20 protein-coding genes and 1 tRNA gene are annotated in these 26,712 nt (G+C 51.3%); 13 read left to right on the forward strand and 8 right to left on the reverse strand.

The features are described from left to right. The first annotated feature begins 225 nt into the window (after nt 1-225). Entirely contained in the window at nt 226-2,700 is a 2,475-nt protein-coding gene (locus tag ACEW81_RS03620; RefSeq protein WP_373531606.1) for an ATP-dependent helicase, read from the forward strand. A gap of 14 nt (nt 2,701-2,714) precedes the next feature. Here ACEW81_RS03620 and ACEW81_RS03625 read toward each other — a convergent pair whose 3' ends face one another. Then, entirely contained in the window at nt 2,715-3,962 is a 1,248-nt protein-coding gene (locus tag ACEW81_RS03625) for a SpoIIE family protein phosphatase (protein WP_373531607.1), read from the reverse strand. 326 nt (nt 3,963-4,288) lie between these two features. Between ACEW81_RS03625 and ACEW81_RS03630 the strand changes: the two genes are divergently transcribed. Continuing rightward, entirely contained in the window at nt 4,289-4,546 is a 258-nt protein-coding gene (locus tag ACEW81_RS03630; RefSeq protein WP_373531608.1) for a hypothetical protein, read from the forward strand. Nucleotides 4,547-5,032: 486 nt separating this feature from the next. Here the strand turns inward: ACEW81_RS03630 and dxr are convergent, their stop codons facing one another. Next, complete coding sequence (dxr, locus tag ACEW81_RS03635; protein WP_373531609.1) at nt 5,033-6,223, reverse strand: 1-deoxy-D-xylulose-5-phosphate reductoisomerase; 1,191 nt, start codon at nt 6,221-6,223, stop codon at nt 5,033-5,035. A gap of 159 nt (nt 6,224-6,382) precedes the next feature. Between dxr and ACEW81_RS03640 the strand changes: the two genes are divergently transcribed. Further along, nucleotides 6,383-6,613, forward strand: a complete 231-nt coding sequence (locus tag ACEW81_RS03640; protein WP_373531610.1) for a hypothetical protein — start codon at nt 6,383-6,385, stop codon at nt 6,611-6,613. Between the two features lie 68 nt (nt 6,614-6,681). On the opposite strand, the gene ACEW81_RS03645 is transcribed toward ACEW81_RS03640, so the two are convergent. Then, complete coding sequence (locus tag ACEW81_RS03645; RefSeq protein ID WP_373531611.1) at nt 6,682-7,047, reverse strand: arsenate reductase family protein; 366 nt, start codon at nt 7,045-7,047, stop codon at nt 6,682-6,684. A gap of 345 nt (nt 7,048-7,392) precedes the next feature. Between ACEW81_RS03645 and dnaB the strand changes: the two genes are divergently transcribed. From dnaB to ACEW81_RS03670, 5 genes are all read left to right on the forward strand, one after another. Next, nucleotides 7,393-8,808 carry a replicative DNA helicase gene (gene dnaB / locus ACEW81_RS03650; protein ID WP_373531612.1) on the forward strand — a complete coding sequence of 472 codons (1,416 nt, stop codon included), beginning with the start codon at nt 7,393-7,395 and terminating at the stop codon, nt 8,806-8,808. 166 nt (nt 8,809-8,974) lie between these two features. After that, the gene (locus ACEW81_RS03655; RefSeq protein WP_373531613.1) at nt 8,975-9,859 is read left to right on the forward strand and encodes a class I SAM-dependent methyltransferase; all 885 of its coding nucleotides are present in this window, start codon (nt 8,975-8,977) and stop codon (nt 9,857-9,859) included. Nucleotides 9,860-10,100: 241 nt separating this feature from the next. Further along, nucleotides 10,101-13,964 carry a double zinc ribbon domain-containing protein gene (locus tag ACEW81_RS03660; protein WP_373531614.1) on the forward strand — a complete coding sequence of 1,288 codons (3,864 nt, stop codon included), beginning with the start codon at nt 10,101-10,103 and terminating at the stop codon, nt 13,962-13,964. An 84-nt stretch (nt 13,965-14,048) separates the two neighbouring features. Further along, nucleotides 14,049-14,489: a hypothetical protein gene (locus tag ACEW81_RS03665; RefSeq protein WP_373531615.1), complete on the forward strand. Its 441-nt coding sequence runs from the start codon at nt 14,049-14,051 to the stop codon at nt 14,487-14,489. Nucleotides 14,490-14,589: 100 nt separating this feature from the next. Further along, nucleotides 14,590-15,642 carry a hypothetical protein gene (locus tag ACEW81_RS03670; protein WP_373531616.1) on the forward strand — a complete coding sequence of 351 codons (1,053 nt, stop codon included), beginning with the start codon at nt 14,590-14,592 and terminating at the stop codon, nt 15,640-15,642. Between the two features lie 61 nt (nt 15,643-15,703). Here ACEW81_RS03670 and ACEW81_RS03675 read toward each other — a convergent pair whose 3' ends face one another. Then, complete coding sequence (locus ACEW81_RS03675) at nt 15,704-16,780, reverse strand: endonuclease/exonuclease/phosphatase family protein (protein WP_373531617.1); 1,077 nt, start codon at nt 16,778-16,780, stop codon at nt 15,704-15,706. Nucleotides 16,781-17,010: 230 nt separating this feature from the next. On the opposite strand from ACEW81_RS03675, the gene ACEW81_RS03680 reads away from it, so the two are divergent. After that, nucleotides 17,011-17,083 (forward strand) — tRNA-Ile (locus tag ACEW81_RS03680). Between the two features lie 163 nt (nt 17,084-17,246). Then, complete coding sequence (gene ald / locus ACEW81_RS03685) at nt 17,247-18,365, forward strand: alanine dehydrogenase (protein WP_373531618.1); 1,119 nt, start codon at nt 17,247-17,249, stop codon at nt 18,363-18,365. A 75-nt stretch (nt 18,366-18,440) separates the two neighbouring features. On the opposite strand, the gene ACEW81_RS03690 is transcribed toward ald, so the two are convergent. The 3 genes from ACEW81_RS03690 to ACEW81_RS03700 all read right to left on the reverse strand — a co-directional run bounded on the left by ACEW81_RS03690 (nt 18,441) and on the right by ACEW81_RS03700 (nt 21,136). After that, complete coding sequence (locus ACEW81_RS03690) at nt 18,441-19,577, reverse strand: DEAD/DEAH box helicase (RefSeq protein ID WP_373531619.1); 1,137 nt, start codon at nt 19,575-19,577, stop codon at nt 18,441-18,443. Nucleotides 19,578-19,768: 191 nt separating this feature from the next. Next, on the reverse strand, nt 19,769-20,131 hold the full coding sequence (locus tag ACEW81_RS03695; protein WP_373531620.1) for a CxxC-x17-CxxC domain-containing protein: 363 nt from the start codon (nt 20,129-20,131) through the stop codon (nt 19,769-19,771). Nucleotides 20,132-20,509: 378 nt separating this feature from the next. Beyond that, the gene (locus ACEW81_RS03700) at nt 20,510-21,136 is read right to left on the reverse strand and encodes a hypothetical protein (protein ID WP_373531621.1); all 627 of its coding nucleotides are present in this window, start codon (nt 21,134-21,136) and stop codon (nt 20,510-20,512) included. A gap of 208 nt (nt 21,137-21,344) precedes the next feature. Here ACEW81_RS03700 and ACEW81_RS03705 point away from each other — a divergent pair, with 208 nt between their 5' ends. Then, entirely contained in the window at nt 21,345-22,223 is an 879-nt protein-coding gene (locus ACEW81_RS03705; RefSeq protein ID WP_373531622.1) for an MqnA/MqnD/SBP family protein, read from the forward strand. A gap of 395 nt (nt 22,224-22,618) precedes the next feature. Continuing rightward, nucleotides 22,619-24,064: an ATP-binding protein gene (locus tag ACEW81_RS03710; RefSeq protein ID WP_373531623.1), complete on the forward strand. Its 1,446-nt coding sequence runs from the start codon at nt 22,619-22,621 to the stop codon at nt 24,062-24,064. Nucleotides 24,065-24,179: 115 nt separating this feature from the next. On the opposite strand, the gene coaBC is transcribed toward ACEW81_RS03710, so the two are convergent. Continuing rightward, complete coding sequence (gene coaBC / locus ACEW81_RS03715; RefSeq protein WP_373531624.1) at nt 24,180-25,460, reverse strand: bifunctional phosphopantothenoylcysteine decarboxylase/phosphopantothenate--cysteine ligase CoaBC; 1,281 nt, start codon at nt 25,458-25,460, stop codon at nt 24,180-24,182. A gap of 983 nt (nt 25,461-26,443) precedes the next feature. Here coaBC and ACEW81_RS03720 point away from each other — a divergent pair. Further along, nucleotides 26,444-26,712: hypothetical protein (locus ACEW81_RS03720; RefSeq protein ID WP_373531625.1), on the forward strand; the 269-nt coding region annotated here is incomplete at its 3' end.

Genomic DNA, 26,712 nt, shown 5'->3' on the forward strand with positions numbered 1-26,712 from the left:
TCGACAAGTCCGGGAATTAAACACTATATTATATAAAAACCCGCCGATTGTGCCATTTCTTTGAGATTTTTTATCATTTGAAATTTTTATCAATCGGCTCCACCCGTGTTCGGCCAGACTCAGAATGCTTCCTTTTTTACCCCGTCCCCCCAGCCCGGAAGCATGGCCCAGGCGTTCTGAAATCCGTTAAACCCCAGATATGTTAGAGAGGTTAGGCGAAAGCTTATGAATGGTTTGCTGCAAAATCTGAACCAGGATCAACTGGATGCGGTGACGCACCAGTTAGGGCCATTGTTGGTACTGGCTGGGGCAGGGAGTGGCAAAACCCGTGTACTCACCCACCAAATCGCCCATCGCATTGAAACCGGCACCCATCCGGCGGAAATTTTGGCGGTGACCTTTACCAACAAGGCCGCCCGTGAAATGCGGGAACGGTTGCAGCATCTGGTCGGCGAGGCCACTGGCAAAAGCTTGTGGATTGGCACCTTTCACAGTATTTGCGGGCGCATTTTACGGCGAGATATCGGCCATTACACCTCCAAGGCGGGCCGTAGCTGGAACAATAATTTTGTTATCTACGATGAAACTGAGTCCATGGCGGCGGTCAAAGCGGTCATTAAAAGCCTGAACCTGGATGACAAGCTTTACGCCCCCAAAAACATGCGCTACACCATTTCCGGCTTCAAAAACCAGATGCTGGACGCTTACGACTACGCCACCACCGCCAAGGATTTCAGAACCGAGAAGCTGGCCCAGATTTACGATGGCTACGAGGCGGAACTGTCTCGCAACAACGCCATGGATTTTGATGACATGCTGATGATTACGGTCAAAATGCTGCAGCAAAATCCGCATGTGTTGCAGCGCTATCACGAGCAGTTCAAGCACTTGCTGGTGGATGAGTTTCAGGATACCAACGATGCCCAGTACGAACTGGTGCGCCTGTTATCAGAAGGCTGCCTGAAAGAGGACAGCAGCCCGGAATCGCAAAAGGCCTTGTGGCTGTCTCGCAGCCTCACCGTGGTGGGGGATGTGGATCAATCCATTTACAGTTGGCGGGGCGCCAATTTCCGCATCATCCTGAACTTCCAAAGTGGGTTTGCGGATGCCCGCATTATCAAGCTGCTGCACAACTACCGGTCTACCGCCAACATTCTGGAGGTGGCCAACGCCATTATTGAGCAAAACAAGGAGCGTTTGCCCAAGGAGCTGATTTCGGTGCGCGGGGCGGGCGAAAAAATTAACTGCTACGAAGCCAAGGACGATCGGGAAGAGGCCTTCTACATTCTGGATCGCCTTCAGCAAATGACCAGCAGCGGCAACTACAAGCCCGGCGATTGCTGTATTTTGTACCGCACCAACGTGCAAAGCCGGGTGCTGGAGGATGTGCTGATTTCCAGAGGGATTCCCTACAATATGGTGGGGGGCCTGAAGTTCTACGAGCGCAAGGAAATTAAGGATGTAATGGCTTACCTGACCGTGATTTTTAACGAGCAGGACAGCTACAGCGTCAAGCGTATTTTGAATGTCCCCAAGCGAGGCCTGGGTAAAACCAGCGTGGAGCTGATGGAAGCCACCGCCAGTCGGCATGAGGTTTGCCTGTATCATGTGCTGAGGCAGGTGGAGCAGGTGGCCGAGCTGAAGCCCAAGGCGGTTAAGGCGGTTCAAAGCTTTGTATCGGTGATGGAGCGCTTGAAGCGTTTGGCCACCGAGGTGACTTTGGATGAGCTGGTCACCCAGATTCTGGATTTAACCGGCTATTTTGATGAGCTGAAGCTGGAAGACCCGGCCGATACCGAAGGGCGACAAGCCAACGTGCAGGAATTCATCAGCGTGGCCCGCCAGTTTATGATTGAGAATCCCCCCACGGAAGACACCCAGCCCGGTTTGGCCGAGTTTTTAACCCAAATGTCTCTGTTGAGCGATATTGATACCTCTGAGCCGGTGGAAAATAAAATTGTGCTGATGACCCTGCATGCCTGCAAGGGATTGGAGTATCCAGTGGTGGCGGTTTGCGGGCTGGAAGAAGGCTTGTTTCCGCATTTCCGTTCGCTGAATGACACCACCCAGATGGAAGAGGAACGCCGTTTGATGTACGTGGGCGTGACCCGAGCCATGGAACGTCTGTTTTTAACTTACGCTCGCCGCCGACTGATTATGGGTGAGCTGCGTTATTCTCAACCCAGTCGCTTTTTGAAGGAAATTCCGCAAGAGTACCTGTCCGGCTTCTACACCCTGGAGGCCACCTCCACCAATCGCTATAGCGATGAGGGCGTGGAGGACATGCGCCGGGGCGGTGGTAGTAGTGGAGCGGGTCGTTCCTCTGGCTATACCTCGGAGCGTTTCTCCGATTCCGATTACGGGGGCAGTAGCTTTAACAAGTCCGGCAAGTCCTCGGGGGGCTATTCCGGTGGGGGTAGCAATCCGGGTTATTCTAATGTCAGCCCGCATTTGCGGAACTTAACGCCCAAAAAATCCCCGCCCACGGCCTTGCCCACGGCGGGTTCCAATCGCCCGCAGCCCAGTCCTTCCGCTGCCGCCTTCAAGGTGGGTGATCGGGTGGCGCATGCCAAGTTTGGGGAAGGCACGGTGAGTCAGGTGCTGGGAGATGGCGAAAAGGCCATCTACAGCATCCAGTTTGATACCATTGCCGGTAAAAAACTGCTGGACCCCAAATTCGCCAAGCTGGATAAAGTTTAACGCCTTATAGCGCTCTATAGCGCCTCAATTAGCACCGCGCTCAGGTCATCCTCCAGGGGATGCCCTTCCGTAAAGTCGGATAGAATCTGGATGATTTCATCCAGCAGACGGGGCGACTGCTTGCGCACCAGCGCCAGAAACACTTCTTCCAGTTTTTCTTCCGAGTACATCTCTTCTCGGATATTTCGCATTTCACTGACCCCGTCGGTAAACAGAAAAATTTTGTCGCCGGGTTCAATGTCGATGCGCCCCAACGGGTAGGCCATATCTTTAATCCAAACCAGGGGGGTGCCATTTTCCTTGGGGCGGTATAGCTTGTCTTCGGCGGCTTTATAGTGCAACGGGTAGGGGTGTCCCGCCCCGGAGAACTCAAAGGAGAGCTGATCAGATCCTTCAGAGCGAGGGCAAATTCGGCTGTAAATGGCGGTGACATATTCACCGGTTTTGATAATATCGGCCAGCTCATTGTTCAGGTGAAACAAAATATCGGCGGGGCAAGTGTGGTTGTGGGTAATTCGGTAGAAGGAAGATTTGAAAATGGCGGTAATAAACCCGGCAGGCACCCCATGCCCGGAAACATCGGCAATGGCTACCCCCACCGTATTGTTGGGGAATTTGATCACGTCATAAATATCGCCCCCCAAAGAATCACAGGGTAAATAAAGCCCGGAGATGCGAAGTTTGTCATCTTTATAATGGCATTTGCTAAAGGTGGAAATTTCATCCTCAGACAGCGCTGAATCTGGCAAGAACGGGGGCAGCAGGCTTTGTTGCAACTGCCGAGCTACATACAGTTCTTTTTCAACCTGAAGGTTCCGCTCGTAGAGTTCGGTGTTGATTTTATTCAGTTGTTGGGCCAGTTGCACCGATTGGCTGACTGCCCGTTTATTGCGAATGGCCGCTTTTAAGCGGGCCATCACCTCAATTTCCTCAGTTTCAATGGAAACCAGATCGGTGGCCCCGTTCTCCAGACTTTGCAGCAATTGGGCGTTGGGCTGCCTCTGGCTGTGAATAAAAATGACCGGAATATTCTCGGTTTCCGGGTCATCTTTTAAGCCCTGGCACACTTTAAAGCCGGTTTGATCGGGAATGGTGGGGTCTAGCAAAATTAAATCCGGTTGCTGTTCCTTAATGTCGTCCATCAGTTCCCGGTGTTTTTGGGGGCAAAGCATTTCGTAACCCTGCTCCACCAGTCGGCGTCGCAGCTCGGAAAGCCCTGGATGGCTGTTATCCACGGATTCTACCGAGAAGATTTTAAACATAAATGTTGCCTCTATCCGGTTAACACGATGCGGTTCAATGTCAGGTTGAGACACTGAAAAAGCAGTTACCTGATTGCTTTCGGCAAGTTTTGAGCAAACCTGAATGCAGTTTGAAATTTTTTACAAAGTGGGTTTGCGTTTGCTGGCGGATTGGGCAGACTGGCCCAATCCGTTTTCAAACTTCCTCTATTCAGGGGAAGGCTGATCGTGTGCTGGGACATATCATAGTCATATCCCCAGTGGAACGAGTGGATTTCATAACACCCAGCAGGCTGTGTGGAAATGTGTGTTGGTTCAAACAAGGATGGTGCGAGGAGGTTTAGCCCATGGCAACCGTTACCGGGACAATAGTCTGGACGGAACCGGTGGATGACGAGGTATCCGCTTCAATTACCCAAACCTGGACGGATCAGGCAATTAAGTGCTACGTCACCAAGGCGGATTGCGCCAATTGCTCCATCCCCAAAGGTGGTTACTCTTTTATTTGCCAGATGAACAAAGTGGTTCCTGTGCTGCTAAAAACCTTGGGCAAGCCAGAGCAGAAGCGCTTAGACAAGCTGATGCCTTACCTTAGCCAGTATTAAGAGTCCCCATTAAGACTTTAAAACAAGCAAAGCTTTTAAAACAAGCGTAAAAACCCCCTATGAAGCTGATTCAATAGCCGGAGTCCCCCCTCCGGCTTTCTCTTTGGGAAAATTTACGATGGGGCAGCAGCAGGGGATTTATTCAAATGTTTGTATAGATTTGAAAATGCCCCAAAAAATAAAACCGGACTCTTTGCAAAAAGTCCGGCCAATCGAAGGGGTATACATTTACAAGACTTATTATACGTCTTTTTTTGTTTTTACAACCATTAGATTGTTTTCTTTTGTAAAAATTTCTCCACCTGGGGAATGGTTTATTGGGGAATGCCCCACAGCGGGGCTTTTTGAGGAGATTAGACCCGCTTGAAACAAGGGAACTGGATCTGGCTTCCCTATGGATTTTTCGCATTAAAAGCATTCAAATTTTAATGGTTTGACGAAGTTTGTTTCAAAAACAAGGCAGGGAGAGGGTAGTTCTTGCCGGTTTTAAATTTGGGTCAGGTCCGGTTCCAGCCCGGCCAGCCGAAGGACGGACTGTCTGGCCCAGCGATCCAGCGCCTTGATTTCATCAAGGGCGGGTTTTTCGGTAATGCCTTCCCGCTGGTGGGCGCTCAGGGTTTCGCTGAGCAATCGGGCAATGTCATTGAATCCGATTTTTTCTTCTAAAAATAGCTGAACGGCCATTTCATCGGCCCCGTTCAGTACGCAGGTGGCGCTGCTGCCTAACTGGCCCGCTTCATAGGCCAGCCGAATGCAGGGGAAACGCTCTAAATCGGGCGGTTCCAAGTTTAGCCGGGACAGGCTCAGCAGGTCCAGCGTCACGCCGGGAGCGGTGTTGGGTAGTCGGTGGGGGTAAGTCATGGCATATTGAATGGGGCCATGCATATCAGTAGCCCCCAATTGGGCCAGAATGGAGCCATCGTTAAAGGCCACCCCACTGTGAATGACGCTTTCAGGATGCACCACCACCTGAATGCGCTCGTAAGCGATGCCAAACAGCCAGTGGGCCTCAATAATTTCCAGCCCCTTGTTCATCATGGTGGCGGAATCAATGGTAATTTTTCGGCCCATCACCCATTTGGGGTGCTTCAGGGCCTGGGCTAGCGTTACCTGGTCCATTTGGGCCTTGGAAAAAGTGCGGAATGGACCCCCGGAGGCGGTTAAATACAGTTTTTCCACGGTATGGGCCGGTTCGTGCTTCAGGCACTGGTGAATGGCCACATGCTCACTGTCAATGGGTACCACCTGGGGCAGGTACGGTTGCACCAGATGCCCGCCGGTCACAAAGGTTTCTTTGTTGGCGGTCAGTAATTTTCGCCCGGCCTGCAACGCTTGAAGGGAAGGGGCCAGCCCCACTAGTCCTACCAGACCCACAATCAGGGTATCCACGCTGGGCCAAAGCGCCAGTTGGTTCAGCCCATCGGTGCCTGTAAAAACTTCACCCTCAAACTGCGGGGCGTATTCTTTCAGCAAGGCTTGCAAGGCGGGCAAATCCGCCTCATCTTGCAGGGCAATGGCTTCTGGCTGAAACTCGGCCACTTGTTCGGCCAGTTTCAGCAGGTTTTTTCCAGCCCCCAGTGTTTTAACCTGAAAACGCGCCGGTAAGCGGCGAACCACGTCCAGTACCTGAGTTCCTATGGAACCGGTTGAACCCAGCAAAGAGATCATTTCTGTCATATTTTGTAAAGCACGCTTTGCTTTTCTCGGTACGTTGCCAGCTAAAAGGGTATCATAGAAGCGGGATATGTTCGATCCATTTCACACCCTGGGGATTAGCAAAGAGGGAAATACAGAGGGCTTTGGGGTGTATGGCCTTCTGGGATGAGGACCGTGAACATGTTTAAGTGCAAAAAGTGCCAAGCCACGGAGTTCCAGCTGGTTGTCCAGAAGAACGTACAAGGCGAGGTACAGGTGGCCACCAACGAGTTTAACGAGGTGATCGTTAAAGTGGGTGATCAGGAGTTTATTGCAGATTTGATGTTTATGAACCAGTTTGCGGTTTGCAAAGGCTGCGATGGCATTAAGCACTGGGACTATTTTTTCCATGACCCGGTGAGCGCAATGTAACGGGTTTGGGCGGTAAGCCCTGCAAAGCAGGTTTTTTCAGTGCTTACCGCCCTGAATTTTTGGGAAATTTATTTAAAAAGCTGATCGTATTGCTTGGCGGAAAAGCCAGCCAGTACTTGTTGATCGGTGGTAATAATAACCGGGCGTTTGATGAAGGTGTACTCCTGCTGCATGTATTGCAGCATTTCCTCATCAGAAAGCTCTTTCTCGTTCAATCCCCAGGCCCGGTACTTCATGGCCCGCTTGGAAAACAGTTTATCCACCCCGCCCATCCGCTCGCAAATTTCTTTTAAGGTGGCCTCAGAAACGGTTTCTTCTTTGACGTTGATATAAGTTTGAATGCTGGCCCCTTTGTCTTTCAGGTATTGTTCGGCCTTGGTGCAGGTGCTGCAATAGGGGAGCCAGTACATGCGCTCAATGGTCAGGCTGGACATGGGTATCCTTTCCGGTGGGGAGGGCTTAAAAATACGTGGAATGCCCGCATTCTATACCAGCCCCTATGGCTTTTCAAAGCGCTTGGCTGAGGTTAGTCCCATTTCTTTTTACCATGTAAAAACTATAACCCTCGTAGCTCATGATCAGAAGGCGGCTTTGTTATGATGAGAGTTGCTGACAGTTAATTTTTTCACACCATTGCACGGTTTTGCGTAAGAAGTCCGCTGGTATCCAATGGCGTTCTATCGGTTGATCCGGGTCCAGAGATGCTGGTCATTGGGGGGTCTGCTGGTTTGGCGCTGACTGGTGTACCGCCAAACCCACAGAATAGAGAGCTAGCGTTTATGGTATCCAAGCGTAATTACCCCTCCCATCAAAATTCAGGTCTGGATGACCCCGGTTTGGCTTTGGTAGAAAGCCTGCTGCCCCCGCATAGCGTGGAGGCCGAGCAATCGGTGATTGGGGGCATTCTGTTTTCCCCGGATTCTTTTAACAAAATCGTGGAACTGATCCGTCCCGATGATTTTTACCGAGGGCCGCACAAGCACATTTTTGAAGCCATGACCGAGCTTTACAACAAAAGCGAACCCATCGACATTATTACCGTTTCCGAAATGCTGAACGACAAAGGCACCCTGGAAGCCGCAGGCGGGCGCCCTTATCTCATGGATCTGGCCATGTCGGTGGCCACCGCCGAAAACATTACCTACTATTCCAAAATTATTCGCAACAAGGCCTTGCTGCGCTCTTTAATTACTGCTGGCAACGAAATTGCCAGCCATTGCTATGAAACCAACGACGCTGAAGGGGCCATTGATATGGCCCAGCAAAGTATCTTTCAGCTGGCCCAGCATGGCATTCCCAACGATTTAACCCACATTAAGGACATTCTGCCTGAATCCTGGGAACAGATTGAAGAGCGGTGCGCCAACCGGGGTAGCTTAATGGGGGTGTCCAGCGGTTTTTACGATCTGGATAATTACACCTCTGGCCTGCAAAAGTCCGATCTCATCATTTTGGCCGCCCGTCCTTCCATGGGGAAAACCGCTTTTTGTTTGAACATCGTGACCCACGTTGCCCTGCGGGAGCAAAAGCCGGTGCTGGTGTTCAGTTTGGAGATGGGTAAAGAACAACTGGTACTGCGGATGCTGTGCGCTGAGGCCGAAATTGACGCCCAGAAAATCAAGACTGGCGAGATTGGCGAGCATGAATTTCCCAAGCTGACCCAAGCCATGGGCCGTTTGGGCGATGCCCCGGTTTACATTGATGACACCCCCGGTTTGACCGTGATGGAAATGCGGGCCAAGGCCCGTAAGGTTCAAATGGAATCGGGCGGGGATTTGGGCCTGATTGTGATTGACTACTTGCAGCTCATGTCCGGCCCAGGGGGCAGCAGTGGGGGAGACGCCAACCGTACCCAGGAAATTTCGGCCATTTCCCGAGGCCTGAAAGGCTTGGCTCGAGAGCTGAAAGTGCCGGTCATGGCCTTGTCTCAGCTTTCTCGGGCGGTGGAAAGCCGTCAGGATAAAAAACCCATGCTCAGCGATTTGCGGGAATCCGGCGCCATTGAGCAGGACGCCGATTTGGTAATGTTTATTTACCGGGATGAGTATTACAACAAAGACAGCGAGCGCCCCGGCACCGCCGATATTATTATCGCCAAGCACCGTAACGGGGCGGTGGGAGAAATTTCCCTGTTGTTCCGCAACAGTATTACCCGATTCCTGAACCCCGCTGATCGCAAAGTCCACGTGTTTTAACACGACTGCCAGTTGCTTGAAGGCCTCCTTGTAAAATGTAGGCCTCTTTCTTGCCCTGAAAACAAGCCCCTTGCCAAGCCCCTCTGTTCAGGGGAGGAAAGGGGCTTGCTGGATTGCTAAAATCATGAAATATACGGGCTGGAACTGTTCATCAGGGAGTGGGTTTATGGCAATCAGCATTCGACAAGCCTTGCAATCCGGCTTTTTAGGCGAGAGCGGCCAACCATTGACCGTCTCAAAGTTTGGCGGGGTCAAACTGGCGGAACGTTCGCTGATTGAGCAAACCTTGATGCAACTATACCCCCGGTTGCAGTTGTACGATTTTGCCCTGTGGAAGTGGTTCAATGGACCCCTCATTCCTGATTTTCTAGCGCAAGGCGCTCCTACCGATCTTCGCCGCATTGTGGTGATTGGTTGTGGCGATGGGGCTTTTGCCAATTTATTGGCGCTGTTAATGCCCAATGTGGAAATTATTGGCATTGATACTGATTCGGATAAAATAGCGGATGCCCGTGCCACCATTGGCTACCGCCAGAACATTAAATTTATAAACGCCAATGCCGCTGTGTTGACCGATATTCCTTGCGATCGCATTATTTATAACCATTGCCTCAGCAAGCTGCAAAATATAAACGCCTTTAAAAAACTGGTACTTAAAACCAGCCAGTGGCTGGTGGATGAAGGGGATTTTCTGATTCGGGAATCTCCCCTGGCTTTACTGGGCCAGCCTGCGTTGCTGAAAGCCTTGTTCTCCCGGCTTCGTCAAACGCTGGATTTGGGCGATGCCGTAACCATGCTGCTGCGTGAAATCGGGTATTCCACGGCTTCCGCCTATGCCAGCAAGGGTATTTTGGGCTTGCGTTCCCAGCTTTACCTGCAAGTGTTTAAAGATGTTCGGCTGGTCCCGGTGCCGCTGTTAACGTCTGTGGGTATCGCCCCCAAGGCGGCTTCCTTCGGGGAATGGCACGATGTGTCCGAGCAGTCGGATGATTCGCTGCTGGGGTTCTTGTTTTCGGATGCCCGCTCGGACTTTAGCCGGGAGCTGGTTTAGAGCTACAGGTCTTTTTTTTTAAAGCCGCAGGGCCTTTTTTAGAGCCGCAGGCTCTTTTATGGGTTGAGTTTCAGCGCCTCTTGTTAATAGAAACCCGCTGAAGCTCTGCCCCTTTTATGGATTGAAATCCTATAGTTTTGTAACCCCTCGGCGTGGCTGTTTCCTTCCTTTGCCTGAATTACGCTATACTGGTTTTTCATAGATAGAGAGTGTTTGTCTGTTGCCTCAGAGAGGGCGTTGGATGCAGCCTTGCGGTAAGTGTGGCGATTATAATTCAGAAGACAGTATCTTTTGCGGGCACTGCGCCAACCGGTTGAATAACAACTGTCCGGCTTGCGGCTTTAAAAATCTGATGCAGCAAAAGTTCTGTGGCAGTTGCGGCAAGCAGCTTCTTTCTGATACCGCCTTGGGTCCCCCGTCCTTACCGTCAGGGCCTTTATCGGGCGTCAATCAGTCCGCTGGGCAGCCCCCTTCAGAGCCGCTGGCCGATGCTGCCAGTGCCATCAATGTGCCTGAATCTTCGGCTGGGCCTGCGATGCAGATCCTTCCGAATCAGCCTAATAGTTATAACGCCTCTGCCAGTTATAACGCTTCCGCTAGTTCCCCCCCGGAGTTGGCGGCTTATGCGCTGGCTTCTATTGAATTTGCCAACTGGAAGCAGGTTATGGCTCAATTTGCGGACCCTCAGCGTCTGGAAGCTTACCAGGCTGAAGTGTTGGCCGAGATTGCCCAAACGGTTACCGCCGCGGGTGGGCAGATTAACGCCAGTAAAAATAAAATTTTATTTGTGTCCTTCCGCCGGGAAGCCAGCCCGGAAGCCTCTTTGGGCAAAGCCATTGAAACCGCGCTTCAGTTGTTGGCAGCCGGTTATCAGCTGGGGCAAACCATGTTACCCTTGCGCATTGGGCTGGATGTGGAATTTGCCAACGCCAGAAATCCATTGACCTCTACGCTGGAGCGCTCGGTGGGGCAGCCCAACACCCTGATGGTTAGCCAGCGGGTTTATCAGGCCTTTCAGGGGCGTTACCCCATGGAGGCGGTTGGCCCTGTGTCCATGGGCAACCAGAGCTTCGTTTTTTACCGGCTTTCAGCCCCAGCGCCGGTGTTATCAATGCCTGCCGCTGGCGCCTTCTCCTCAGAGCCGTTGCCGATTGCCGTGCCTGCCCCTGTGATTGGAGCGCCGCCAGCGCCCAGTGAGTTCACTCCCATGCCTCAACAGGCTTCCCATTCCGGGAATCCAGTCTCTCAGACACCGCCTGCTGAAAAGTCACCTGCTCAAGATTCAGCATCCCAGATGCCACCAGCTACCCCGGCCTCGCCTCTCGCCCCGCCGGAGTTGCCCCAGTATGCGCCTGCGGCTTTGGGGCTGATGAAAGTCCCTCGTCCGCAAAATGTAACCTATGATCAGGCTGTCAGTGCCTTAACCAGTGATTTTAGTGCCTTTCTTTCTCAGGGCGTGGCCGGGGCCAAAGGGCAAATTTTGTCGTTATCCTCAGATGACGGGCTGGGAAAATCCAGCATTATCCATATGGCTCGGGCTCAAAGCGATCCTGAAAATCAGCTGGGTATTTGGATGGGTGGCAACAATTACCGTTGTTTCCAGCACGATGGATTGCCGCTTCTGTTCTGGCTGGAGCTGGTGCAAAACCTGCTGAGTCTGGTGTTTGAGGGGCAACCCGGAAAAGACGTGCAAGAGGCGCTGGACAAGTTTTTGAACTATGTCTACGAGGATCAGCCCCCCGAAGACGTGACTGCCTTTTTGGCGGATTTTTTGCTGGTGCAACCCCCTCAGCCCTTGGGTGCGGATACTCGGGACGCACTAGGGCGTATCGAATACTTCTTTCTGGCCTTTTTCCGCATGCTCACCACCAAGCGCCCGTTGATTCTGGTGTTGGAAGATGCCATGTACGCGGATTTGCCGACTCTGGATGTGCTGAGCCGACTGCTGGATCGGGGGCTGCTACAAAGTCCGGTTTATCTGGTGCTGACCCACCCTCGTGACTTTTACCCCACCGGTCGTTTGGCTGAGGCCTTGAAAAAATGGCCTTACAAGGAACTGGTGATTGGCAATCTGGATGAAGCTGCCTCGGAGCGGTTTTTGGATGACGGGCCATTGGGCGGGCATTTACGGCAGTTCCCGGCCCCCTTGATTACCCCCTTGATTCAACAGTCCAAAGGCTTGCCACTCTATCTGGAAGAAGCGCTGCGTTTGATGCATCTGCGAGACGTATTGACCGTGGATCCTGAGTCGGGCAAGTTTTTGCTGAACCCGGATTTTAATCCGGCCCATTGGCAACTGCCCCCCCAGTTGGCGGAAGTGATTTTTGCCCGCTTTGAGTTTCTGGACGAGCAGAGCCTCTATTTGCTTCAGTTGGCCAGTGTGCTGGGTGAAAAATTCGCGGTCAGTATGCTGTTTTCTCTATCCCAAATGGATGAAGAGGCCTTTAATCAAGCGCTTACCTTGCTATTCAATCATGGCTATCTCACCCCCGATGCCGCTAACAGCGGGCGCTTTCGGCATGGGTTGATTTGGCAAACGGTTTACGAAACCATTGAAAATGAATTGCGCCTGCAAATGCACCAGTTGATCAGTGAGGCCATGGAGCATGATTTTAATCAGGCGGTTACCGTCAATCCAACCCTGATTGCCTATCATGCCCAGCACGGCGATTTGCCCAATCGGGCGGTCAATTACTGGAATTTGGCCGCCATTTATTGCGGGCAAGTGGGCTCTTTATCTGGTATGAACCGTTGCTTGTTTCATGCGCTGGATTTAATGCGGCAGGCTCAGGACACCCCGTTGCACACCCAGGAGTTGGCCTTACGCATGATGGAAAGCGCCGGGGCCTTCAATCTGGACGCGGAGCCTCTGTTGGCTGCCAGTACGCTGGAATGGGTTTTTTATTATCGAAAAGATGAAGGCGAGCCGCTGAAGCTGATTGAGCCTTTGGGTTTGCTGGCCTCTGCTTATGAAAACGCCGGGGATTACCCCAAGGCGCTGGTCACTCTGGAAAAATCGCTGGCCTTGATTGATCCTGTTGCCTATCCTCTGGAGTCGGCCACCTTGCAGATTAATAAAATGGAGTATTTGCATACGCTGGGGCGTTTGCAGCAGGCTCGGGAATTAATGGAAACTGTGCTGGAGCCAACCGCCGCCCTGCAAGGCGCTGGTCATCACGAGTTTATGGATGCCTTTATTCAGGCCCGGCTTTTAAAGGCCCAAATTATGCTGGCCCAGTGCGACCCGGACGTGAGCGAGCAAGTAGCGGCTGCCATACAGCTGGCTACCGCACGGGATTTGGAAGGCTTGCAAATTGCCCTGAAGTTGGTGATGGGCCATATTCACCTGAGAAATGGCCACTATGAAACCTGTAACCGGGAAGCGGACAGTTTGCTAAGCGCTATTGAGCGTTTGGATGATCCCAACTGGTTTTTGGCCCAATGGGGGCTGTTGGCCATGATGTATCACTGCGAGCTGGAAGACTGGACCAGTGCTTCCCAGTTGGTGTTAACGGTTATTTCCAAGGCGGAGGCCTCTCGGGATCATCATTCATGGGTGGTTGCCCAGGTTTACGCCGGTTATATTGCCGGTCGGATGGGGCAAATTAAAGAGGCTCGCCAGTTGCTGGAGCAGGCCATCGGGCTGAGTTCAGAGCATCGCTTTGCCTCTGCCGCCCTGATTGGCTGGCGTTTTCTGGCCGAGTTCGAGTTGTCTTTGAACAACCTGGAAGTGGCTCAGGATATTACGGGTAAGGCGTTGGATATTGCCAGTAAGCCGGATATTCAGAACCAGTTTGAATGGGTTCAGTTAACCCTGGTGCGGGCTCGGGTTCTGTTGGCTCTGGAGCAACCCAAGGAAGCGGGCAAATTGTTGGAACCGTTGTGGCCGTTGGTGGTTCAAGCCCGTTGGCAACCTTTGCTAGCGGCCTGCGCCTTTGAAATCGGGCAGCTTTACAAGGCGTTGGCCCAAAATGTTCCGGCGGATTTGAGCCGTAAATACCTGACCCGCAGTGTGGAATTTTTTATGAAAGCCAAAAACGTGTGGCTGGAATTGCGGAATATGAATCAGGTGAAAAAAGTGGATTTGGTGATGCCCAAGCTATAGGGTTGGCCCTGCCAAGTGTGCTAGTTTAGTAGCGTTACCCCGTTGGGCTGAGCCGTTTGTTGTTTCGTTTTTTTAGGAATTGGCATGACTTCCCATTCGCAATCTCATTTTCTGGTGGATCGTAATCTGGAGCATTTGCGGTTACTGGGCATTTATCATTGGGTTATTGCGGGTGCGGCGGCCTTGCTGGCGGTTTTGGTTTATGGCCTGCCCTTGGTGATGGGGGCTGCCTTATACCCGGTGTTTTCATTTCTGCCCACTTATGCGCCTGGTGTTTCCCCCCTGCAACTTTGGGCGGGCTTGCTGGTAATGGTGGTGCAAATTGTGGTGCTGGGGCTGAATGGCTGGTGTTTGCGTTCTCGTAAAAACTGGATTAGTTCCATTATTTTAAGTTGTATTGAATGCTTGTGCCTTCCCCCGTTGGGGTTGATATTGGGGATTTCCGCGGTTTTGGTGCTGCGAAGAGAGTCTGTTCAAACCATTTTTGCTTTACCCAAAGAAAACGGCGCAGATAGTAAACATTAAAGCGCTATTGACTTTCATGGGAATGTGATATGATCCGTCCTTAAATTCAAGTGATGTGGGTTATTGTTAGGTAAGAAACCAGTTTTGGGGGAATTTTGTGATGGTAATAACAGGCGTGGGTGCTTTTTTAGCGCCCTCAATTTCAGCTTCGTCCAATGGACAATCTTCGAAGGCTAAAAACGCCCAAATAGAGGGTGGTAGAAACAAGGCGTCCAGTAATATTGTGCCGCTTTCACGGCGTTTGCAGCTGCAAAGGCGGCCACAAACCCTGAAACCGCTCGAGGCGGATCGTTTGGACTTTAAACCGCCCGAGCGGAAAGAACCGGCTCAAAAAGCAAAGATTCAGTTTCCAGATCAGCGCTCAGGGCCTGCGGGCCAAAAGAAAAAGGCGCAGGCAACGGATTTAACGCGGGCCGTCACGCTTCAGAAGCCGGGAGGTCCTGCTTGTAACCCAACCGCATCCATTGATCAGGAGCCACATCCTGATTGCGGTTTGAGTCCGGCGGATGCCAAACTGTTGGCCCAAAGCGCCATTGAAGGTAAACATTTTCCGGGCCGTAAGTTGTTAATGGGGAAAATTAAAACCCCCTGGGATATTCTCACCGCCGATCGTGCCATTGCCAAAGCGCTGGATGAAGCCAATGTCGGGGCTTCTCCCAAGCAGGTTAAGGCCCAACAAATGCGGGCGCTGTTCCTTAGGGATAACGTGGGCCAGTGCGTGATTAATCAGGCCATGCAAACCTGGCACGGCAAGCGGGTAATGGCCGCTTATGTGCTGAAAGTGCTGCCTTCAGAAATGAACCCCAAAATCCCGGCGGTGCGAAGCCTGGCAGGGGATGGACAGCTGATGCGGGAAGATGCTCGCTTGTTAGCAGACCGCTTTATTTTGAAGCAGCCCTTAAAAAATCATGCTCAAAAACTGGAGCAGGTGATTGGCTTTAAGGATTTGGTGGTTCTGGAGGGGGTGGCCATTGAGGCTTTGGCCGAAGCCACTGAAAACGCAAAAACCCCGCAGGCTCGGGCTGAGCTGGCCATGAACTTTTTGTTTCTGTTGCATGATGTGGGCACCCAAACCGCCAATCGCATCATGACCGAGCGGGCCGATCGGGTGGCTTACATGAAGCATATGGTAAAAAGCCTGATGGTGGGATAGGCCTGGATTGGGGTAGGCCTAGAATAGAGAAGAGAACTGTTCGCTTATGCGCCCTGCTGCTTTACAAGGCAGAGGGGCGCAGGCCCAGTTCCACAACCACCGGCAAATGATCAGATCCTACAAATGGCCCCGTATGCCGGGAAAACACTTCAATTTGCTCGCTAATCAGCACGTGATCAATCGGCACCACTAACAGTTGGGTCAGCAGGTTGGGTTCGGTGCGAATGCCAAAAAATGGAAGCAGCATGGGCCAGCTGGGTTGCAACCCGTATCCCAGTTGACTGTCTCGCAGACCGGTTTTTCGGGTCAGGGTCATAAACTCTACCGACCAGGGCGAGGTGTTTAAATCGCCCACCACAATTAAATGGCGGCCCAGTTTGGTTCGGGTTTGAATCCACTGGGCAAAGCTTTCCTGCAACCAGGTGAGATGAGAGGGCCTCATGGGCGAGGCGGGATGCGCCACCAGAATGGTAAGCGGCTGTTTATCCAGCGTGATCTGGGCAATAATATTGGCCTGATTCTCCACTTTCTGGACCCCTGCGTAGACCAGTCGTGGGTGTTGCAGGGGGCGCTTGCTATACAGGGCCATCAGCCCTTGCCCGGATATCCGGTAGGGATAGCGCTTTATAACAGGGGATTTCTCCAGCGTCTTGCGCCAGGTTTCGGTGTATTCCACCATGTCAAGCAGGTCGGGGTCTTCTGCCTGAATGGCGCTCAAAACGGCCTGGGTATTGTGGTTGGTTTTGCCAAACAAATTAAAGTGCATCAGCTTCAGGGTGCTGACAGGGGGGGAGAGAGCGTCAGGTTTTTGACCCGGCCAGTAGTAGGGAGCAACGCACACCAGGTTCAATCCGGCAAAAACGCCTATAAATACCAGGCTCAGCCAGCGCTCTAAATGGCCCCCGTTTTTAATATCCTGTTTTTTGTGGCGCCAGTAAGCCACACTAACCAGCAAAAAGGCCAGTAGTTGCACCACCAGGTATTGAACCCTGAAATGGGTGGTTAAGCTCCACACCCAGCCCCTATCGCCCATAAAAGCCATGATGGTGAGTATGCAGCTGAGCATAACCAGCACGTTTAAAAACAGTTTGAGTATGCCAGTTACCAGCCTGAAGGGCCAAAAAATACTGAATATCATGGGGTCACAATGGGGTTTCAATCTTAAACGCTGACAGGGTAAACTTTTGAGCATTAAAAAAGCATGCTTTTCTATTATAACTTATATTTGAACCGCCGCCGGAGCGGGTTTGGCCGGATTTGAACCTTCTTGAAATCTAACTTGAAATTTGAGCCCGACCATTTTCATTTCTGGTGGTTTCAGGCTATGATGGGTTGGCTTTTGAATGGTGTCAGCATCATTTTTTTTGAGGCCCCATAGCTCAACGGTTAGAGCAGCGAACTCATAATTCGTTGGTTGCAGGTTCGAGTCCTGCTGGGGCCAAATTTTAAGACTGGATTGCAGAAAAAAAGACTTTATGTCAGAGTGCTTGGCCGGATGGGGGAATGGCCGAATGTGCTTTGGTTTTTCGGTTTTAAAATCAACCTTTTTAAAATCAACCTTGCCTTGTTAAGATAAACTCACTGAATTGTGATGAGGGTTAATCATGCGGATTGGCGTACCTAAAGAAATCAAGTCCAATGAAAATCGGGTGGCTATTACACCTGCCGGAGTAGAAGCTTTACTAAAGCGAGGCCATCAGGTTTTGCTGGAAGTGGGGGCTGGGTTGGGCAGTGGCTTTACCGATGCGGATTATGAAGCCGTGGGCGCCGTGTTGGTGGATTCTCCAGCCGCCGTTTTTGCCACCGCCGATATGATTTTAAAGGTGAAAGAACCCCTACCCCCCGAGTACGAGCTGTTTCAAGAGAATCAATTGCTGTTTACCTATTTGCACTTGGCGGCAGAACCCGCTTTAACTCAGGCTTTGCTTCGCAAAAAAGTTCGGGCTATTGCTTATGAAACCATTCAATTGCCGGATCGCTCCCTGCCCTTGTTGACGCCTATGAGTGAAGTGGCTGGTAAAATGTCGGTGCAAATTGGGGCCATGCTGCTGGAAAAACAATATGGCGGCAAAGGCATGTTATTGGGTGGGGTTCCCGGCACCCACCCGGCTCGGGTGATGATTTTGGGCGGTGGCACGGTGGGCACCAATGCCGCTAAAATTGCCCTGGGTTTTGGGGCGGATGTTACCATTCTGGATGTCAATCTGGATCGCTTGCGCTACCTGGATGATATTTTTCAGGGGCGAATTAAGACGCTCATCTCCAATACCTACAATATTCGGGAAGAGGCCAAGTTGGCCGACTTGCTGATTGGGGCGGTGTTGATTCCCGGCGCCAAGGCCCCCCGGCTGGTGACAGAAGCCATGGTTCAGGAAATGCAGGCCGGTTCCGTGATTGTGGATGTGGCCATTGATCAGGGCGGCTCCATTGAAACCATTGATCGGGTGACCACCCATGCCAATCCCGCTTACGAAAAATACGGGGTGATTCATTACTCGGTGGCCAATATGCCGGGAGCCGTGGCCCGAACCTCTACCTTTGCTTTAACCAACGCGACGTTGCCCTATGTTTTAAAGTTGGCCAATCAGGGCTTTGACACCGCCATTAAAACCGATCCGGCCCTGGCCAAAGGGGTGAATGCGCTGAATGGCCACATTACCCATGAATTTGTGGCCGAAGCGCATGGTTTGGAGTATGTGCCTTTAAATTCATTGCTGACCTAAATAAAAAACACGCTAAAAATTCAGGGTCGCTGATTGATATCGGCGACCCTGAATAATTTTAAATGGGATTTGACCTTAAGCCTGTTGAGCCAACAAAGGCAGGTTTTCTCTTCTTAAAGAAATTTCAGGGCAACGCAGGAAATTTCTCAGGCGAGGCAACTGGCTTTTTTCCACAAAGGTAATGGCCATACCGGATTTACCGGCTCTTCCGGTTCGGCCTACCCGGTGAATGTAAAATTCCTGATCCAGCGGCAAATCGTAATTGAACACCGCTTCGATATTGCTGACATCAATGCCACGGGCGGCCACATCGGTGGCAATCAGGAAATGCACCGTGCCTTTTCTAAAGCGCTGCATGACTTGATCCCGTTTTCTTTGGGGCATGCCGCCGTGCAGGCCTTCGGCTGAATAGCCTTTCACTTGCAAGCGCTCTACCAATTCTTCCACCTGCATTTTGGTGTTGCAAAAAATTAAACCCAACTGGAACTGGTGTTGTTCCAACAGGTAAACCAGCATTTCCATTTTCTTACGACGATGGATCTCGTAGTAAGAGGCATCAATTAAAGCGGTGGTGCGTTTTTGACGAGCCACTTGAATGTGTACCGGATCATTCTGGTAACGATCTTTCAAATCCAGAATGGCCTTGGGCAAGGTTGCCGAGAAGAAAATGGTTTGGCGCTCTTTGGGGGTGAAAGCCAGAATTTTTTCAATGTCTTCCACAAAGCCCATGTTCAGCATTTCATCCGCTTCATCCAGCACTACCGATTTAACGGCGTTCAGGCGCAGGGTTTTTCTGCCCAGGTGATCAATCACCCGTCCGGGGGTGCCCACAATGATTTGGGGGCGTTTTTGAAGGGCGCGGAGTTGTTTTTGAATGGGGTCGCCACCATAAATGGCCACCACGGAGATAAAGCGTTTGTGCTTCAGCAACTTGCGAAACTCTTCGGCCACCTGAACGGCTAGCTCACGGGTGGGGCAAAGCACCAGTGCCTGCACGTTTTTGGAAAGAGGATCAATGCGCTCCACAATGGGGATGGCAAAGGCGCAGGTTTTGCCGGTTCCGGTCTGGGCTTGACCAATCAGGTCACGACCAGCCAGCAGGGGCGGAATGGTCTGGCCTTGAATATCAGAAGCTTCTTCAAAGCCCATGTCAATAATCGCCTGGTTGAGCGATTCGCTAAGTGATAGATCCTTAAATAGAACAGCGGTCATGTTGTTTTACCTTATTCATTCATCATTCGAACAGAGCAAAACAAGACCTTCATGTAGCGTTTAGGGTTACCACTCGCGGGACTAAGGGCTTTTTCCACTCGGTGAACTGAGGGGGTGACGTAATAATAAATTGGGGATGGTGTCATCCTGTAATGGAATAAACCATCCCCATTCTAAAAATTGACTATTTTTTAATAAGAGCCGGTATTTTGGTAGCAGTCACGGCAATAAACCGGTTTGCTACCGTTGGGTTGAAACGGCACTTGGGTATTCACGCCGCAGCTGGCGCAAACGGCATCGTACATTTGACGCTGGGGACGATCGTAACCGCCGCCACCACCACCGTAACTGCTGCTACCGCCGCCGTAGCCACCACGACTGGCACCGCCGCCGTAGCCGCCACCGCTGCCGCCTCTGCTTTGTTTGGCAGCATCCCGGCAGGGTTTGCATTTTTTAGGGGGCTGAAACCCTTTGGATTGGTAAAACTCTTGCTCTTCCTGGGTGAACGGGAAACCAGTTCCACAGTTCACACAAGTCAGTTCAGATACAGTCACGATGATAGGAACCTCGAATTACTTGATTTCAACAAACTAGATTTCCAGATGAGGCCCGTTGACATGGCGAAAAACAAACCTGAACCAAAAAATCCAATTTGATTAGTATTACTCGCCCAAAGCGAAAATTGCAAGAAAAACATGGAATGATCAGTTACCTGTGGTTTACATTGGCGTTGACTGGTTTAAAAGAATGATAGGGGTTAATCAGGCTCAGACTCGCCAAAGCGGGCTTGGGGAGTATGTTTGTTTTTTCAGGCGTTCCCGGGGCTGGGCAGAACGTACGGTCTGTTTTAAAAATCTGGTTCCAGCCCCTACAAAGCTACCAGGGCAAACCCGTGAAGGCGACTGCCGTGATGACCCCTGAAAATCGGTCTGTTATAAATCCATGTCGAACACTAACTCGTTCTCCCGTTCTACTTTTTCTTTTCGGCTTTTGAAAACGGGGAGGGATTTTTGCTCAAAAAGCTCCAGCCAGCTTAAAGGCTTGTTGGGTGTGGCATTGGGTTCAGCCTTTGTTTTCGCTTCTGGGTGAAGCGTGGTTTGAGGCTGTTTTCTGGGACTGGCGCCTAACAGGCGTTTTTGAATTTCTGGCAGGTTCAGGATCTGGCCATCCGCATGGCGAACGGTGAGCACCGGGTCTTTGGCTTCGCCTTGAATGACCCCTGATCGGGTCAGCGTATCGTAATCCAGAATCACGTGTTCTGGCTTACGTTTTTCAGACGGGTGGGATGTTTGCTCTGCCTTGGCGGCTTCTTCTTGCTGGATAATCAGGTAATCTTTCAACGAGGCATTCTCATCGGCCACCAATACCCGTTGAGCGTGGGGGCAGGTACTGGATAAAAACTGATCGACCTCCTGTTGAACCTGACGTTTGGAGTTCTTTTCCTTGATTGCGGCGGTGGCGGCGTATTGGTAAAAATTGATTTTGGGCGGCTCTCGTCTGGAAAGATCCGCGGCGTATCGAATTTCGTAAGTGGCCGGAAGGGGGGGCAGGTTACTCATGTTAAAAAACTCCTGTAGCAGGCTTGTCTCAAACCGGTGGCAAGCCTTGAATCAAAAAAAGGTGAACACAACAATAATAACCAACAGAAAACCTGAATTGCGACAAATGGATGGGGCGGTTATTGGCAGGAGGCACTTTAGGTCTGCTTGTATTTGCGGTAAATTTATACCATTACGCCCCGTTACCATCCACAGGAGAGCGCTAATTATGAGCGACATTAAACCAGCCCCGGCTGTTATCCGGGTAGCCCATAGCCCTGATTCCGATGATGCTTTTATGTTCTGGGCCCTGGCCCACCACAAAATTGATGCGGAAGGGCTGACCTTTGAGCATATCCTGACCGATATCGAAACGTTGAACAAAGAAGCCCTGAAAGGCACCTATGAGCTGACTGCTATTTCTTATCACGCCTATGCCCATATCCATGAAAAATACGCCATTTTGAACGTGGGTTCCAGCGTGGGCGATAAATACGGCCCTGTTCTGATTGCCAAAAAGCCGCTGTCCAAAGACGAACTCAAGCAGGTGACTGTGGCCGTTCCCGGTGAAATGACCACCGCTTACCTGGCCTTGAAAATCTGGGATCCTGAAATCAAAACCGAAGTGGTTCCCTTTGATCAGATTATGGAACGGGTGGAAAGCGGCGAATTCGCAGCCGGTCTGATCATTCACGAAGGTCAGTTGACTTACCGTGAGCAGGGCTTTGTTAAAATTGTGGATTTGGGCGAATGGTGGTTTGAAGAATGTAACCTGACCCTTCCCTTGGGCGGCAATGCCATTCGGCGGGATTTAGGCCCGGACATGATTCAGAAAATTGGCCGGGTGTTAAAGCGCAGCATTGAGCACGGCTTGCAAAACCGGGAAGAAGCGCTGGATTACGCCATGCAATTCGCTCGGGGGCTGGACAAGTCCACCGCCAATGAATTTGTGGGTATGTATGTAAACGATATGACCCTGGATGCCGATGAGGAAATCCGCAAAGCCGTTAAACTCCTGTTATGGCGGGGTCAGGCTATCGGGGTGATTCAGGATAAAATCGAGCCTGATTTCATCGACGTGCTGCCAGAGTTGGCCGGTTCAGTCTAGCCTTTACCCTGATGGTTAACCTTTTAAAAGCGCTTTGCCTTTTGGGCGGGGCGCTTTTAAACAGTTTTTTAATTTAAAACTAAAGTGTTGAAATAGGCGCTGTTTGCTGTATATTGGATTGAAATAAATTTGAGATTCTATTCATCAGTGGGTTTTTGGTCAGCTTAAAAAAGCGATGTCGTGTCAGGCGTCTCTGTTTCGGTTGACCCAGGGAAAATCAAGAGGCTGTTTTTAGTTTGCTACTGAGGCATTGTCATCAACTTATGAGACGCGTGGCGTTGTAAATCCTGCTTCCAGCGCCACGCCACCAGTTCTAATACAAGTCTAGTCAACCATTCGTCACAATCGCACCAAGCCATTTATTAATAGTGAGTTCAAGATAAAGGGGATTACAGATGAACGGGATTAATAACGCCCTGTTTGGAAAAAAACCAATGCCATTACGGCAACCCGGATTGGCACTGATGGGGGGCGGGCCAAAAGCCCCACCGATGCCACCGACACTGGATTTGAGTTTGGCCAAACTCGCTAAAGACGAACTCCATTTTGCGGGCAAGCGGCACCAGAAACCGGAGGGGGGTAGCCCGCCTGAGCCGTCTTCTAGTGGCGATGATCTTTCTTACAGCGCCTCTTCCGAGGGAGAATCGAGTACCAGTGAAGACAGCGCCACCTCACGGGTGGGGCGAACCCCTTACCCTTATAACTTGCGAAAACGTCAAAAAATGACGGCTATTGATGACCCTCAAAAGTACACAAGCGCCACCGAAAGTCATTTGGCTCCCGTGCCGCCAGAGGAAGACCCTCTCAGTCCCAGAGAACGGGAGCAGGTGGACAGGGCTGTCATGGGTTTTATCGTGACTTTGTTGGGTCAACCGGTGGCTCCTCAGCCACCCGTGCCTGTAGACCCGGTAAGCAGTGACGAGGAGGGCAAGGGTGGGATTCAGGTCATTTCCCATAAAAAAAGTCCCTTTGGTCCAAAGGCGGAAAAATTGGGGTTTCAGCGCATTGCGGGCATGGAACCGTTAAAAGCGGATTTGCACCGGTTGTTGATTGATCCCATGAAAAACCCGCAAGTGTATAAGGATTACGGGCTGGAAAACTCGGCTTCCGGGGTGCTGTTATACGGCCCTCCCGGCAATGGAAAAACCTTTTTTGCCAAAGCGGTGGCCGAAGAGGCCGGGGCCAACTTTCTGGAAATTCACCCCTCTACCATCGCCTCGCCCTACATTCACCAAACCTCCAAGTTTATTAGCGAGGCCTTTGACGCCGCTGCGGCTGCGGCTAAAAAATCCAGAAAGCCAACCGTGTTGTTGATTGATGAAGTGGATGCGGTGGCGCCTCAACGGATGGGCGATTCTTCCAATAATCATAACAATGAGGAAGTGGCTGAATTTTTGAACCAGTTAAACGAGTGCGCCACTAAAAACGTGTTTGTGGTGGCCACCACCAACTTGCCGGATAACCTGGACCCGGCCTTGATTCGCTCCGGTCGGATGAACGCCAAAATTTATGTGGGCGCTCCCGATGAAAAAAGTCGGGCGCAGGTCATTAACCAGTATCTAAAACTGCGCTCGCCCCGGGTGGTGGATGAGGCCATTGACGTTTCGGCCTTGGCCAGCAAAACACAGGGCTACTCCATTGCGGATTTGAAAGAGCTGGTCAACCAGTCCGCTCGTCATGCCTTGCAGCGCCGCGCCAAAATTTCGGACGGGGATTTCAAGCTGGCCATGAAGCAGGTGTTGCCATCCATTAGTGATTCCACCGAAGAGGCTTACAAGCAGATGATGGGTAAGTTTGAGTCAAAGCCCAGCTCAGAAGCCTGGAAAACCATGTACACTTAACCATTGGTTCAAACCAACCATAGCGCCTGGATGGCCTGCCGCTTGTTTGAGGGGCAGGTCACCGGGGTTTTTGAGTAGGATGGTTTGGTTTGGTTTTAACCGGAGTCAGCGCCGTTTAGGTGTCCCGTGGGTCCAGCGGGGAACGGGTAATGCCTTGACTGGTTTGAATAAAGGTCATGCCGCCGGTTTTCAGCAACCGTTCGTGAATCAAGCGCAACAGCTGTCCCGCGATTTCGGACTTGTTGGCCCGTTTTAAAATTTGGGGCGGGTGGTGGGGGAATAGCACAGTTACTTCATTATGATCCACTTCAAACCCGATATCGGGCCGACTAATATCATTGGCCACAATGGCATCTAAATGTTTAAGCCGCATTTTGCCGGTGGCGTTGTGAATGAGATCTTCGGACTCGGCGGCAAACCCCACCAAAAACTGATCGGGCCGTTTTCGCTCTCCCAGCCCAGCCAGAATATCCGGGTTGGGGGTAAGGTTGAGTTTCAAGGGGCCGGTCAGTTCTCTTTTCAGCTTGTGAGAGGCCGGGTTTTCCACGGTGTAGTCTGAAATGGCGGCGGCCATTAAAACCAGCTGCGTTTCCGGGTACAGGGCATCCACCGCCGATTTCATGTCCGCTGCGGTGTGGGCCAGAATCACCGAGTACTTTCTGGCAGCGGGCGGGCGGCTGGTCACCAGGGTGACTTCCGCCCCCATGGCGCTCAGTTCATCGGCCAGCGCAATGCCCATTTTGCCTGAACTGCGATTGGTGATGGCCCGAACCGGATCAATGGGTTCGGTGGTTCCTCCGGCGGTTACGATGGCTTTTACCCCTTTAAATAGGGTACGGTGGGGATGCATGGCCTGATACAAGGCTTGTAAAATGGTTTCCGGGTCCGCCAAATGGCCATCGCCCACTTCTCCGCAAGCCAAACTGCCAGCGGTTGGTTCTACCAAATAATAATTGGGCACGTTTTTCAGGGTTCGCAAATTCTCACGGGTCAGTGGATGATCCCACATGCGGGTGTTCATGGCCGGGGCAATCAGTACCGGCTTTCCGGTAAAGGTAATGGCGGTGGTGGTCACCAGGTTATCGGCGGTGCCATGGGCCAGTTTGGCCAGGGTATCGGTGGTGGCGGGTAAAATCAAAAAGGCATCCGCCTGCTGGGCCACCACAATATGAATGGGCACCCCTTGGGGATCAACAGAAAGCTCTGAGGCGTAAACCGGGTAGCGGCTCAGGGCTTGCACGGTCAGTTGGGGTAGAAAGGCTTCTGCGGTGGGGGTCATGATGGCCAGCACACGATGCGCCCCCCGGCGGTAAAGCTCTCGAATGAAATCGCAGGCCTTGTAAGCCGCAATGCCGCCAGTAATGCCGATAGCAATTGTTTTTCCAGAAAAATCCATGGGGGTGGGTTCCTTTTACCTCTGTATTCTATCGCTTCGGCAACTCTGTTTCGAGCTTTGATCCGATTTTGAGTACGAGCTTTTCTGCATAAAACCCGCTTTGGCACTTGGCATAAGCTTTTCCGTCCCTACTGCCTTTATCCACACTAATCCATTTCGTGATTTTTGGATTGTAAGCAAATGTAAAGGTTGAAAGCCGGTGTGGGTCCCACACTTACTTTGCGGGTACCGGCTTTCGGAATGGGGCTACTTTCAGGGGCTTGTCAATTAGTCGTGTATTGAAAAACGCATAAATTTGGGCTTTGCATGGAGGCCATATCCTGAAAAGCTAAAAGGCACCAATTTAGTGTGATGGGGACACTTATTGTAAATATTTGTAAACACTTGGTGCCAATTTTCAGTAAAATGGTTGCGCTCGAAATTTGAAGCGATATTCTACATAAACATTCAAGCGCAACGTTTGAAGCGCCGCTCTTAAGCAAAGCTTCCAAAGCGTTTGAAACCAGATCTAACTCTTAAATCTTTCACTTTCCCCCTCACTCCCAACCTAAAAATTGGATCGACCTTCTAACTTGTTAGAAGGTCTTTTTTTTTAGCTGACCCCTTGGGGATGGCGGGGTGGTATTTCAGTTAGCATCTCCAAAGGGCTGAGCCGATGGCCATGGCTGGCCTCAAACCGCAAAAAGCCATGCGGAAACCGGCAGATGGGGCATGTTTTTACGGTTTGTTAAGAAATATTAAAAGCTTGCGCTTCCCAAAGTACAAAACCTTGCCACTGATTCTTGAAGCAGTATATTGCTATCAATAGTTAGTAACACACTAACATCCCTACAAAAACACTCACTTTCCCCCTCACTCCCAACCAAAAAAATGGATCGACCTCTCTGCAAAAAGAGGTCTTTTTTTTGCGCATTTTCTGGGGCGGCGGCAAGTTCCTTTTTTCTGAGGACGGTGAATGCTTAGATTGATGCCACAATAGTGACATGGCCTATACCATATCCACCGCTAGACGCTTTTTGCCCGTATTCCTGATGGCTTTTACCGCCTCGGGCCTGGTTCTGCTGGGAGATCAGGCCATCAGCAAGGCCCCTCAACGCATTGAACTGAACGCCCCTTCTGTGGTTTTGCCAGAAACCAGACCGGTGTCCGAGTTGCCGGGGAACGGGGCGTCCCTTTCGGTGGATAACCCTGCCAATGTGGCCGATTATATGCGCTATGAGCCTTACAACCTGTTTCCCCGAGAGCTGGATTT

Source organism: Vampirovibrio sp. (genome assembly GCF_041737375.1).
Lineage (GTDB): Bacteria > Cyanobacteriota > Vampirovibrionia > Vampirovibrionales > Vampirovibrionaceae > Vampirovibrio.